This is a genomic window from Agrobacterium rosae (genome assembly GCF_002915175.1).
Taxonomy (GTDB): domain Bacteria; phylum Pseudomonadota; class Alphaproteobacteria; order Rhizobiales; family Rhizobiaceae; genus Agrobacterium; species Agrobacterium rosae.
Map to the genome: position 1 here is coordinate 53,620 of NZ_NXEJ01000003.1, position 12,394 is coordinate 66,013.

The 12,394-nt window shown below is 56.5% G+C and carries 13 protein-coding genes; all 13 read right to left on the reverse strand.

Going from position 1 to position 12,394, the window contains the following annotated elements:
* Positions 1-76: 76 nt before the first annotated feature.
* A complete protein-coding gene (locus tag CPJ18_RS27430; protein ID WP_103657417.1) occupies positions 77-187 on the reverse strand; it encodes a DUF2474 family protein in 111 nt (36 codons plus the stop codon).
* Positions 187-1,188, reverse strand: a complete 1,002-nt coding sequence (gene cydB, locus CPJ18_RS05975) for a cytochrome d ubiquinol oxidase subunit II (RefSeq protein WP_103657418.1) — start codon at positions 1,186-1,188, stop codon at positions 187-189. The genes CPJ18_RS27430 and cydB overlap by 1 nt, the downstream gene beginning before the upstream one ends.
* Positions 1,181-2,593: a cytochrome ubiquinol oxidase subunit I gene (locus tag CPJ18_RS05980; RefSeq protein ID WP_103657555.1), complete on the reverse strand. Its 1,413-nt coding sequence runs from the start codon at positions 2,591-2,593 to the stop codon at positions 1,181-1,183. The genes cydB and CPJ18_RS05980 overlap by 8 nt, the downstream gene beginning before the upstream one ends.
* A gap of 210 nt (positions 2,594-2,803) precedes the next feature.
* Complete coding sequence (locus CPJ18_RS05985; protein ID WP_407026463.1) at positions 2,804-4,126, reverse strand: extracellular solute-binding protein; 1,323 nt, start codon at positions 4,124-4,126, stop codon at positions 2,804-2,806.
* Positions 4,127-4,203: 77 nt separating this feature from the next.
* Positions 4,204-5,055: a carbohydrate ABC transporter permease gene (locus CPJ18_RS05990; protein ID WP_077106432.1), complete on the reverse strand. Its 852-nt coding sequence runs from the start codon at positions 5,053-5,055 to the stop codon at positions 4,204-4,206.
* Positions 5,052-5,960 carry a carbohydrate ABC transporter permease gene (locus tag CPJ18_RS05995; protein WP_245445343.1) on the reverse strand — a complete coding sequence of 303 codons (909 nt, stop codon included), beginning with the start codon at positions 5,958-5,960 and terminating at the stop codon, positions 5,052-5,054. The genes CPJ18_RS05990 and CPJ18_RS05995 overlap by 4 nt, the downstream gene beginning before the upstream one ends.
* Positions 5,953-7,056: an ABC transporter ATP-binding protein gene (locus CPJ18_RS06000; RefSeq protein ID WP_077106430.1), complete on the reverse strand. Its 1,104-nt coding sequence runs from the start codon at positions 7,054-7,056 to the stop codon at positions 5,953-5,955. The genes CPJ18_RS05995 and CPJ18_RS06000 overlap by 8 nt, the downstream gene beginning before the upstream one ends.
* Positions 7,057-7,255: 199 nt before the next feature.
* On the reverse strand, positions 7,256-8,767 hold the full coding sequence (gene arfA / locus CPJ18_RS06005) for an arabinosylfuranosidase ArfA (protein WP_103657556.1): 1,512 nt from the start codon (positions 8,765-8,767) through the stop codon (positions 7,256-7,258).
* A gap of 114 nt (positions 8,768-8,881) precedes the next feature.
* Entirely contained in the window at positions 8,882-9,808 is a 927-nt protein-coding gene (locus tag CPJ18_RS06010; RefSeq protein WP_103657557.1) for an ArsR/SmtB family transcription factor, read from the reverse strand.
* A gap of 271 nt (positions 9,809-10,079) precedes the next feature.
* On the reverse strand, positions 10,080-10,712 hold the full coding sequence (locus CPJ18_RS06015) for a hypothetical protein (protein ID WP_077106428.1): 633 nt from the start codon (positions 10,710-10,712) through the stop codon (positions 10,080-10,082).
* A 55-nt stretch (positions 10,713-10,767) separates the two neighbouring features.
* Positions 10,768-11,181: a DUF1810 domain-containing protein gene (locus CPJ18_RS06020; RefSeq protein WP_077106427.1), complete on the reverse strand. Its 414-nt coding sequence runs from the start codon at positions 11,179-11,181 to the stop codon at positions 10,768-10,770.
* Positions 11,182-11,218: 37 nt separating this feature from the next.
* Positions 11,219-11,539: a hypothetical protein gene (locus tag CPJ18_RS06025; protein ID WP_077106426.1), complete on the reverse strand. Its 321-nt coding sequence runs from the start codon at positions 11,537-11,539 to the stop codon at positions 11,219-11,221.
* A complete protein-coding gene (locus CPJ18_RS06030) occupies positions 11,536-12,291 on the reverse strand; it encodes an exonuclease domain-containing protein (RefSeq protein ID WP_077106425.1) in 756 nt (251 codons plus the stop codon). The genes CPJ18_RS06025 and CPJ18_RS06030 overlap by 4 nt, the downstream gene beginning before the upstream one ends.
* Positions 12,292-12,394: the final 103 nt, after the last annotated feature.

Sequence of the window (12,394 nt, forward strand, 5' to 3'; positions counted from 1 at the left end):
AACCCCGACGGAGCCCACTGATAGCGCTCGTGATCAGAAGGTAACCATATCGCGTCCGCTCGACGCGTAATCAGCTCTATCCCAAGATCATCAGTCGGATTACGTATGCGACGACGGAGAGAATGAGCACGCTTTTCAGCCAGATGCCAACGAACCACAACAGCCGTCTGGAAAGAGATGTTGGCATCAGTGATATCCCTCTTCCGGATCGATCTTGCCGCGAAAGACCCAGTAGGCATAGCCTGTGTAGGTAAGGATTATGGGTATCAGCACACTTGCACCCACCAGCAGGAATGCCAGAGAGCTATCCGGTGCTGCCGCTTCCCAGATCGTCAGAGCTCCCGGCACGATATAGGGATAAAAGCTGACGCCCAGACCAGCGAAGCAGATGACGAAGATGCCAAGCGCTGCCAGAAAAGGCTGCAGGTGCTTGTCTTGCTTCAAGCCCTGCCAGAGCGCTGCTGCACATAATGCGACAAGCAGTGGTACGAAGGCTGAGAAAAATGCTGTGGGCCAGCCGAACCAGCGGTCGAAATAAACCCGGTTTATAAAGGGCGTCCAGAGACTGACCACTCCGATGAGGGCAAGGGTCCCCGCAGCAGTCCCCATGGCAATCTTGCGTGCCTTCGCTTGCAACTCGCCGATCGTCTTCAGGTTGAGCCAAGTTGCACCCAGCAATGCGTAACCCACGACAACGGCCAGTCCGGTTGTGATGCTGAACGGCGTCAGCCAATCCCACCATCCGCCGGAATAGGCGCGGTTGGTAATCTGGATGCCCTGCACCAACGCTCCAAGTGCGATGCCCTGCATCATGGCGGCGATTGTCGAGCCGATGCAGAAGCCCCAATCCCACCAGATGCTACCGCGCGTCGTTCGCCAGCGAAACTCGAACGCAACGCCACGAAAGATCAGCCCTAGCAACATGAGGATGATAGGCATGTAAAGGGCAGGCAGAACCGTGGCATAGGCAACGGGAAAGACAGCCATCAACCCGCCACCGCCCAGCACCAGCCATGTTTCGTTTCCATCCCACACCGGAGCGATGGAATTCGTCATAACGTCCCGGTCATGTCTTTTCGGGAAGAATGGGAACAGAATGCCGATGCCGAGATCGAAGCCATCGAGGATGACGTAGGCCAGCACGGCGAAGGCGATGATGGCAGCCCAGATAAACGCGAGATCAAACATTATGATGGCCTCCCGAAAGGTTCTGAGTGGGGCCGGGCGTTATCCCCGCGGTGCGGGTTGGGGCGTGATCCAGCTCATGATCCTCATCAAGCACGGGTGTGCGTCGCATCAGCCGAAGCAGGTAAAACACGCCTGCGCCGAACACGAGGAAGTAGACGATGATGAAAGCGATGAGCGATGCGCCGACCGCGGGTGCATCGATGGGAGACAGGCTGTCCGATGTTCGCAATAGACCGTAGACCGTATAGGGCTGGCGGCCCACTTCGGTCGTGTACCAACCCGCAAGCACGGCCACAAATCCCGATGGTCCCATCATTAATGAGGCTCTATGAAGCAGACGATTGTCATAGAGACAGTCTCTCCACCGCGCCCACAACGACCAAACGCCAACAAGCAGCATCAGCACGCCAAGCCCGACCATGACTCGGAAGGTGATGAACGGGATCAGCGCTTTGGGACGGTCGTTTTTATTCCATTCTTTCAGTCCTTTGATCTCACCGTCCAGCGAATGGGTGAGAATCAATGAACCAAGCCTAGGTATCTTTACTGCATATTTCGTCACTTCGGCTTCATCATCGGGAATTCCGAAGAGAATGAGTGGCGCACCGCGGTGTGTTTCGTAATGACCTTCCATCGCGGCAATTTTTGCTGGCTGATGTTCCAGCGTGTTGATGCCGTGCAGATCGCCGACAAATATCTGGATAGGGGTGGCGAGAGCCGCCATCCACATGGCCATGGAAAACATGACCTGCGCCTGCCGATTGCTCTTGTCTCGCAACAGGTGATAGGCACCGACAGCACCAACGCCAAAAGCCGTGGTCAGGAATGCGGCCAGCACGGTGTGAACGAGGCGATAGGGAAAGGACGGATTGAAGATGATCTTCCACCAGTCCGCAGGCAGAAACTGCCCGTTTTCACCAATGGTGAAACCCTGCGGTGTCTGCATCCAGCTGTTGGCAGACAATATCCAGGTGGCGGAAATGAGGGTACCGACAGCCACCATGGCAACGGCAAACATATGCAGGCTATCGCCCACGCGTTTGCGCCCGAACAAAGCGATGCCCAGAAATCCAGCCTCAAGGAAAAACGCGGTCAGAACCTCATAGCCCATGAGCGGGCCTATCACCGGCCCGACCTTGTCGGAAAATACCGCCCAATTCGTGCCGAACTGATAGCTCATCACGATACCGGAGACGACACCCATGCCGAAGGTGATGGCAAAGATCGGTTTCCAGTATTCGAAGAGCTTCAGATAGACCGGGTCACGTTTCCACAGCCATAGCGCATTCAGCACCGCAAGATAGCTGGCGGTGCCGATTGAGAAGGCCGGGAAGATAAAGTGGAAGGATACTGTAAACGCAAACTGTATGCGTGCCAAAAGCTCCGCACTGAAACCATCAAACAATTTGACCTCCATCAAGGCACGAGATTGCTTGTCTTTCTATTCCTGTTTGTGCTGGACGGCTGCGTGCCAAATTACCGCGTGCCAAAACATCACACGCGGCATTGTGACGCTTTCACATCTCCTCCCAACTGGCAACAGATTAAAGCACACGGCCCGCTGCTCAATGGAGAGCAGCGGGCCGTGGCGTTGAAGGTCTGGGAGAATGGACCTTCAGAGATTGGCGAGCAGGTCGTTGATCCGCGATTCCATATCGGCAAGCGCCGCGTCGACGTCCTTCTGGCCGATGATCGCGGCGTTCATTTCCTCGCCGACAATATCCTGGATCGCAAACTGGCGCTGGACCGTAGGCGGCAGCGGCGTACCCAGCGTTGCGATGGCCGACACCGTGTCGCGATGCGGCAGGGCCTTGAATGCTGCGCTGTCCAGAACGGCCTTCACCGAGGGCAGATGGCCGGTGCGCGCCCATTCGAAGTCGTTGTCGGCGAAGAATTTCAGGAACTTGCCAATGGCGGCAGTTTGCTCCTCGCTCCGGTCCTTCTGGGAAATGCCCCAGGCATGGCCGTCGGCATATTGCGCCTTCTTGCCGGAGAAGAGCTGTGGGTAGGGGTATACGGCATAGCCGCCCTTGTTCAGCGCGGTGCCCTTCGTTTCCGAGGAGGCATTGTAATCGCCGATAACCCAGGTGCCGTTTAGCTGCACGCCGCCTTCGCCGGCCAGAAATGCGTTGATTGCACCCGCATAGTCCATGTCCTTGGTGGTATCGTTGTTATCGTAAAGCGCCTTGTAGAGTTCAAGGACCTTCTTGGCCTCGGGCGTTTGCAGCTTGACCTTGGTCGGATCGGCGAAGAAATCAGAATCCTGCTGGAAGAGGTAGGTGTAGAAATTCCTTGCAAACAACGCCTTTTCATTGGCGAGGTTCTGGATCATGTATGGCTTGCCGGTCTTTTCCCGGAACTGCTTGGCCTGCGCCAGAAGCTCTTCGACGCTTGTCGGAAGCTCCGGCGTGCCATCTGCATTGACGAGACCTGCCATTTTGAAGAGATCCATGTTGATGTGAAACAACATGGTCCAGTTATCAATCGGAAGGCCATATATCTTGCCTTCCTTTGTCACACCGCCACGTGCCGCGTCTGTGAAGAGGTCTGGCGTAATGCCGTTCTTCGAGAGCAACTCGTCAAGCGGAAGCAGCAATCCCTTGGACTGGTAGTCGGAGATCGCCGAGTGATGGATCGAGACGATATCAGGCGGATCACCGGCAGCGAACTGCGCGGTCAACTGGTCATAGCCCGGCCATTCAACCGTGGTGACCGAAATGTGGATGTCGGGATTGTCGGCGTTGAACTTGTTGATGATCGAGGTGATGATCCCGCATTCGCCCACGGCTTTGGTAACATCTGTATTGGTGCCGAAGTCTGCATCGCAGGCACCAAAAAAGCGCTGCAAGGTCAGTTCCGTGGCTGCGGAGGCGGGACTTGCCCCCATCAGCGCAACGACGGATGCCGCCGCCAGGAACGATCGTCTAAGTACCTGCATCATGATAGTCTCCTCCGTTCATGATCGGTTGTTTGATCCAGCGTTCAATGACGCCGGCTCGTTCGAAGAGTTTGGGTTCAACGCACCGCGGCACCCGAGACAGCTGTGACGATGTATTTCTGGAAGAAGAGATACAGGATGAGGATCGGCGCGCCCGCAAAGACCGCCTGCGACATCAGGAAGCCCAGGCCTTCCGACTGCGCGAAATTGGTCTGTGTCGAGGCGATGCCGACCGTCAGCGTGTACATTTCCTTCTTGGTGCCCGAAATCAGCGGCCAGAAGTAATCGTTCCAGGCATTGAGAAAAGTGAAAATGCCAAGCGTTGCCTGTGCTGGTAGCGTCAAAGGCAGAAGCACTTTCCAGAAGATTTTAAAGCGACTGGCATTGTCGAGCAATGCCGCCTCATCCAGCTCTTTGGGAATGGCGCGGAAATACTGCGTCATCAGGAACACGCCGAAGGGTGCCGACAGGCCGGGCAGGATGAGGCCATGGTAGCTGTTGTGGAATTTAAGCCAGCTGAAGATCTGGTGGCGCGCAATCAGCACCGCCTGTTCCGGCACGGCAAGTCCCATCAGGACGAGGACAAAGATCACGTTGCTGAAGGGAAAGTTCAACCGAGCAAAACCGTAACCGGCCAGCGAGGACAGGACCAGCGTGCCGATCGTCATGCCCCCAGCAACGATCAGGCTGTTGAGAATCCAACGGAATACTGAGGACGTTGCCAGGATGTTGATGTAGTTCTGAATGGTGTAGGGCGCATGGAACACAGCGTTCATGCTGACCATCAGTTCCTTGTTGTCTTTGATGGACAGGGCAACGACCCAGACGAGCGGTGCCATCATGATGACAGCCGTCGCGATGGTGAGCCCGAGGATCACCCGGTCGCCCCTGGTGCGGCCGACCATGCCTGAAGCGCGTTCATTGCTCATGCCGCATCTCCTTTTCGACGTGACACGAGAAACTGGATCATCGCTGCGATCAGGATGAGGACGAACAGCACTTCCGAAGCAGCCGCGCCGAGCCCGAGGTCCCATTTCGTGAAGGCTGCCTCGTAGATGTAGAGGACAAGCGGCTTGGAGATATTGTTCGGTCCGCCGTTCGTCATCAGCTTTGCCTGACCGAACAATTGGAACTGGAGCACGATCTGGACCACGACCACCAATACGAAGGTTCGCTTGATCGACGGGAAGGTGATGAAGCGGAAGGTGCGCCAGCGGCTGGCATTGTCCAGCGCTGCGGCCTCGTAGATTTCGCCGGGAATCTGCTGAAGAGCGGCGAGATAGAGCATCATCGGAAGGCCGATACACCACCACACCGTGGCGATGGCAATCGCGATCATCACCAAGTCAGGGTTGGACAGAAATGCGGGGGCGGTTGCACCGAACCAGCCGTAAATCGTCGACAGCAGGCCGAAATTCGGAATGAAGACGATGCGCCAGACCAGCGTAACGATTGTGACAGACAGGACGGAAGACGCGAAGAAAACCGTGCGCAGGATCGCCGCCGTGCGTGTCTGTCGGTTGAGTGCGAGCGCAAGCAGCAGACCAATGACGGCGAGGGCCGGGACAGTCAGCGCAACGAAGTAAAACGTATTCCAGATCGACTGGATGAATATCCGGTCGTTGAAGAGGCGGATATAGTTCGTCATGCCGACGAAGCGGCCTATCGCGAAGGCATCTGCCTTGTGCAGACTGATCCAGATGCCCCAGAACAGTGGGACGACAAGTAGCGTGACGAAGAAGAAGAGATAGGGGGCAACGAAAAGCGCATTGCGCCAGAGCGGGCCATTGACAGACTTAACGTTGCGCGGTGCGGTGGACGGGGTCTCAGCCATGGCCGCCATCCTTCGCATGATAGGCGCGACCGTCCGCATCAAAGAGATGTGCGCGGTTTCCATCTAGCGTAAGCCCGATCCGGTCGCCGATGGCAGCGCGGCTGAGGCCTATATCTTCTGCGACGATCATGCTGCCATCACCAAGCCGCGTGTAGAGCAACGTTCTGTCGCCGAGCCGTTCCAGCACCTCCACCGTTCCGCTCGTGGCTGACACCGCGTCATCGCCAGCCCGTCGTATCGCCTCTGCGCGGATTCCAAGCGTATGTTGTCCGGCTGTCAGCCCGCTGGCGGGCACCCCCGTTTGCAGGTGAGAGCCATCGGGCAGGGTGGCAACGGCAAGGCCGCCATTCTCGGAAATCTGAACCGGCATGAAATTCATTGTGGGCGAGCCGACGAAGGTTGCGACGAAGCGGCTGGCCGGACGTAGATAGATGTCCATCGGCGTGCCGATCTGCTCGATTTTGCGGTTGTTCATGACCACCACCCGGTCTGCGAGCGTCATGGCTTCGATCTGGTCATGGGTGACGAAAATCATGGTCGACTTGACACGGTTGCGAAGCTGGGCAAGCTCGACGCGGGTCCTGACACGCAGAGCGGCATCAAGATTGGAGAGGGGTTCGTCGAACAGGAACGCTTTCGGCTCCTTGACGATAGCGCGCCCTATTGCGACGCGCTGGCGCTGGCCTCCGGAAAGCTGGCCGGGTTTGCGTTCCAGCAGATGGCCGATTTCCAGCATCCGGGCCGCTTCGGCGACACGGGTCGACACGGTTTCTGGGGGAACGCCGATGTTGCGAAGACCGAAGGCCATGTTGTCAGCGACAGTCATATGCGGATAGAGCGCGTAGGACTGGAAAACCATGGCGATATCGCGCTTGCCGGGTGGTAGCGTGTCGATGCGCTGGCCGTTGATTGAGATCGTGCCCTCGTCAACACTTTCGAGGCCAGCGATCATGCGCAGCAAGGTGGACTTTCCGCATCCCGACGGTCCGAGAAAGACCATGAACTCATTGGATTTGACGGAGAGAGACAGGTTCTCCAGAACTGTCATCGCGCCGTATCGCTTTGTCACGCTGTCTATTTCGATCTGCGCAGTCATGCCAGTCTCCACCCTGCCATCAAAGCCATGTCGTTGCGTTCCCTCGTTACCGAGATGAATGCCGTGTCCGTATTTCGGGTTTCCATCTTGTCCTCCCCCGTGCCTGCGCGCTTTCCGGCCCGCCCGCCCGTCATTCCCTCATCTGTTCGCCGGACGCCCCCTCCACAGTGGCATCTGGCGCATTCGTCTCCCCGCTCAATCAGGCCGAAAGGCGGATCATCCGGTAACTCAGCGGTGCAATCGAGACGGTGAGCCGTCCCTGGTCGAGTGTGGCTCCATCTCCTTTTACGGGCACGACGTTCTCGGGCTTTTCTGCCGTGTTCGTGATGTTGATATTGGGATGGCCAATCACCTGATCGTCTGCAATCGAAAGAGCACCGAATTCCAGCAGTTGAACATCGAGCTCCAGCGCGTCGGTAAGGTGTCGATTGACGATAAAAAACGTCACATTGCCCTTTGCGTCGTCGTGAACGGCCGAAACGTCGAGATAAGGCACGGCTCCAACGTCATCGGCTGTGTAAGTCGGGCTATCGACCATCAGCTTCAGCGCCGTTCCGCGTCCGTAAACCGATGCATAGTAATAGGGATAGAAAATCGTCTGGCGCCAGGCTGGACCGCCCGGAACCGTCATAATCGGCGCAATCACGTTGACGAGTTGGGCAAGGCAGGCGATCCGCACCACGTCAGATCGATTAATGAACGTGTTGAGAATGCAGCCGACCTGCAGCACATCTTCGAAATTATAGTCGTCTTCCAGAAGTGCAGGCGCTTCCGGCCAGCCATTGCTGCCGCCGAGAATTGCGCGGTCCTTCTCCTTGGAGTGATACCAGACGTTCCACTCGTCGAAGGAGATGTAAACATCCTTCTCCGATCGCTTTTTCGATTTCACATAGGCGATGACCCCGGCAACGGTGCCGATATAGGCGTCTAGCTCAAGGCTGCGGGCAAGGTAGTTTGCCGTATCCTTGGCGCGGTTCTCGAAATACATATGCAGCGATATGTAGTCCACCTCGTCGTAGGTGTGTTCGAGAACCGTTGCTTCCCACTGCGGATAGGTTGGCATGTGGGCGTTCGAGGATCCGCAAACGACCAGCTCAAGGCGGCTGTCGAAAGCGCGCATTGCCTTGGCCGTCTCATGGGCGAGCCGGCCATATTCGTCCGCCGTCTTGTGGCCGATCTGCCAGGGGCCATCCATCTCGTTGCCAAGGCACCAAAGACGCACGTCGAAGGGAGCCTCGCGGCCATTGGCGCGGCGCTTGTCACTCCAGGTGCTGCCGCCTTCGTGATTGGCATATTCAAGAAAGTTGCGTGCCTCGTCGAGACCGCGCGAGCCGAGGTTGACGGCCAGCATCATCTCTGTGCCAACGGAGGTGCACCAGTCGGCAAATTCATGAATACCGACCTGATTGCTTTCCGAGGTGTGCCAGGCAAGGTCGAGCCTGACAGGACGGTCTTTCTTCGGGCCGATACCGTCTTCCCAGTTGTAGGCTGACACAAAATTTCCGCCTGGATAGCGTACGATCGGAACCTCCAATTCCCTTACGAGGTCGATGACGTCCTTGCGCATGCCATTTTCGTCGGCAGTCGGATGGTCCGGCTCATAGATCCCGGTATAGACCGCCCGGCCGAGATGCTCGATGAACGATCCATAGAGCCGCGGATCAATCTCCGCGATCTTGAACTTGCGGTGGGCGATAACCGACGCCTTCATGTTGTTCTCCATTATATCCGTATTCATGATATATATCACAATTTAAGATAAATAGAGCCAAGAACGTTCGGGCCGTCAAGTTAAAAGTGTTGTGCGCTGCACACGTGTATGGACCTAGCGTGTCCGAAGTCGCAGCAGGATGTCTTGATCGTAATTGCCAAAACCCCGACCGAAAATATTGATTCCGCCCGGATGCTTTGCGTCTTCCCTCACGCCAATACGCAGGCGAATGGAGTGGTGGGCCTCAAGTTTCAGGTCTGAAAGTCGCACGTCGGAAATCCGCAAACCATCGACATAGGAACCGTCTTCATTGACGCGGAAACTCTTCAGCTTACCGTATTGCGAGCCCTTCAATTTCCACCAGTCCGGGGTATAAACGCCTCTCTGATCGCCAAAATCCCCCGGAGAAGTCCAGGTCGCAACATCGATGCCGTTGACGGCCAGCGTGATATCAGACGGCCAGTCCGCGCTGGTGCCTGGAACCTCCGAACTCAGTTCCAAAGCGAATTCGATCTCCCGGATCCGTGCGTTGGCAAGCCTTGCATTGTTGGGAAATTGATACTCGACATAGCCTCTTGTGAACCAGATTAGTGCGGTTTTCATGCGGTCCGGGTCGAGGAAGGTGCTCGGCACGTCGAGCAATCCGATGATGCCATCAACCGAGCACAGACCGCATGGCGCGGATACCTCGAAGCCGGTATAGAGCCCCAACGGCATCGACACTTCGATGGCGTTCTGTTCGGTCTCTTTGATATTGTCCTTCAGAACGATCAGGACCTCGTCATAAACACACTCGCAAATCTTCTGGCTTCCCTTGCGCGCCTTGATTGTTTCCGTGCGGATCAATCCGGCTTCCTGCAACAACTGGACGCTTGTCGAAACGCTGGATTGCGGCAGGCTGAGCACCGCGGCGATGTCGTTGACATTCATCGGCCCCTTCTGTTGAAGCAGCTTGAGCATGGAGATGCGGGTGGGTGAGGCGAGAGCCTTGAGAACCGTTTGATGCTCCTCGGGATCAACGACAAGAAAATTGCGGCTCAAGGTCATGGCTCCCGAAATAGACTGCTTTCATGTCTATATCGGATATCCTGATTTGATCAACGTCTTTCGGATAGGAAAACGCTTCCCTGTTCAGGGAAGAAGCCGTCTGTCCAACTGCTATCGCGACCAACCGGTACCCGAAGTTCGTCAGCGTCGACTTCCGCCTGTGCGCTACGGTGTGTAGTTCGTCATTGAGTTCAAGAGGGCGACAGGCGCGGGATGTTCAACTCCAAGCGGATTGACCGCGCGAAACCCAGCTTAGGAAACAATCTCAACGGAGCAGTCCGTCGACGTCGAACTCTTCCCAGCCGCCGAGCTTCGGGGGCGTATCCTTGGAGCTATCTTTCGACAACTTGGAGCGCTTCGCAGCCTCCTGCTTGAGCGACCGCGTCAGCTTTGCCTGATACGCAACTCGCTGCCTCTTTTCAGCTTTTGCTTCGGCATCTTCAACCCGCCACTCTTCCACGACTCCACGGTCGAGAAGATCCTCCACCACCTTTGGGTCAAAGACATGAAACGTAATCTGACGGGCGCGTCCGTTCAGTCTGACGGTTCTGGTACCGGCGCTCGGCAGACGCCCGTCGGCTAGCCAACGATGTCGCTCGCTGGTCTTGATGGTTAGGATGTCCTCGATTTCGCGCGGAATGACCGGTAGTGCACCGGCGTCGGTTATCACCTTCGTAGCGATGGTCGCCACGGCGTTGAATACGGTCTTTTCGCTAGCCGACATCGCCAGTGTGAGATCGACGCCTTCCAGCGAGATCGACTTTTTTGAGCTTGCAGGCAGCCTTGCCTGTATCTCTTGCAAAACACCTTTCGCACGAACCGCCGACCCCATTGTTACAGCGGCTGGCAGGGTCCATGTTCTGATCAGTTCGATGTCATCTTTTTCACGCTTCGGCATTCTGCACAGATGGTGTTTCGCCGCTTTCAAGTCAACGAACTATCTGGCTATGGTTTTACAACGCTGCGGGCGTGGCTTGATCGCCCTCACCTTCATAAAACATCTGAAGCGCGGCTTTAAACGACGAGCCACCCTGTGCGATGGCACCAAACAACGTCATGCTGGAATGAAACTTGAGGTCATCGGGAAATCCGAGAATGTCATGTGCGCTGAGATCAGGATGGCTGAGCATGGCGTGCGTACACTCCTCCAAGCGGGGTCCCAAAATAGGATGTCTCAAGTAGGCTTCGGCCTCCGAGCGTCCAGAGATCGCGTAAAAGCGCGCAGTATCCGAACGACTAAGTCCGCGAATTTGTGGGAAGATGAACCACATCCAATGCGACTGCTTACGACCGGCACGCAATTCATGCAGGGCTATGCTGTAGAGGTCATGCTGCGCTGTAACGAAGCGCGCAAGATCAAATTCCATTCGTATGCCTCCGCTTGCTAAGAATTGGGGTACCACTTCATTCCTTTTCCAACTGTGCAAACCATGCAGAGTATGGGGTATTCTTCGCCAGATGTCGGTTGAAATCCGGCGCGTCATCACACCACCATACGGGCCCGCGTTCGCCGAGGGCAACTTTGGCGGCATCCACTCTTTTGCGAGCTTCTGCCATTGCTGGCGAAGATGCCTTTGCGTCCCGAACGGCCCTCCGAGCGGCCATCAACTCGCGCACCAGTGCCGCACGCGTGATCTCATCGAGTTCGGGATTACTTCGACGCCAGAGCCGTCCCCGGACGACAAAGTAGCGACCATCGAGCGTGTTTGGATGCTTCTCGTTCATTCGAATCCAAGCGTTCCTTGCGCGGGTTCCGCATTCTGAGACGGTTTGTCTTCATGACGACGGGTCAGTTCAGTCTGTGCGCTGAATCGTACGTCTACATCCCGATCCGCGATAAGCACGTTGAGCGCTTGGGTGCTGATACGATCCCAAGATTTTCCCCGATCCGGTCCGGCAGTAACGCGCGGCAAAAGACCTGGCTCATTGCTCCATGCCAAGCAATCCTCAAGCGAGGTTTCGTTCAGCATGTCTCGCAGGTGATGAGCCGTAACATAGGCATCGGGCATCGCTCGATGGGCTGGCAATCCGATTTTGTGCACCAGCCCGACCGGCATTCTTTGATAACGCAGCATCTGGTTGGAAAACCGGGGAAGGTGTGGCCAGACACGCAAGGCGCACTTCCATGTGCAAATCCAGGGCGTTCCACCTGTAAACCGCGGCGTACAGTACCTTTGCTCGAAGGCTGCTCGATGAGCGGCCAAGGCATCGATGCGGCCGGGTGGACGAAGAACAGTTGATGCTATTTCCTTCCAGTATGGCGCGTCGGCAACTTGGCTGTCCAGGATATGATGGATGGCCATCGTGTCGGGTGAGATCGGGCGACCAGGGTTGACGAAAAGTGCACCGCGCTCATCGACGACATCCCAGTTTCCGGACTCGTCCATGATGACATCTTGCCAGCCGATCTCGCAAACGTCGTCCGGGCCGTTGCCGCCTGTTTCAAGATCGATAACGCGAATTCTGGCTCCGGACACGTCGGTGCTGCCTTCCTTTGTGCTTCTATATCCAGTAAGCGAGATTGATGCCGGATGGTTCCTGAACCTGGAAGCCTGAGGACCGGCGGAGCTCGAGCGCTTG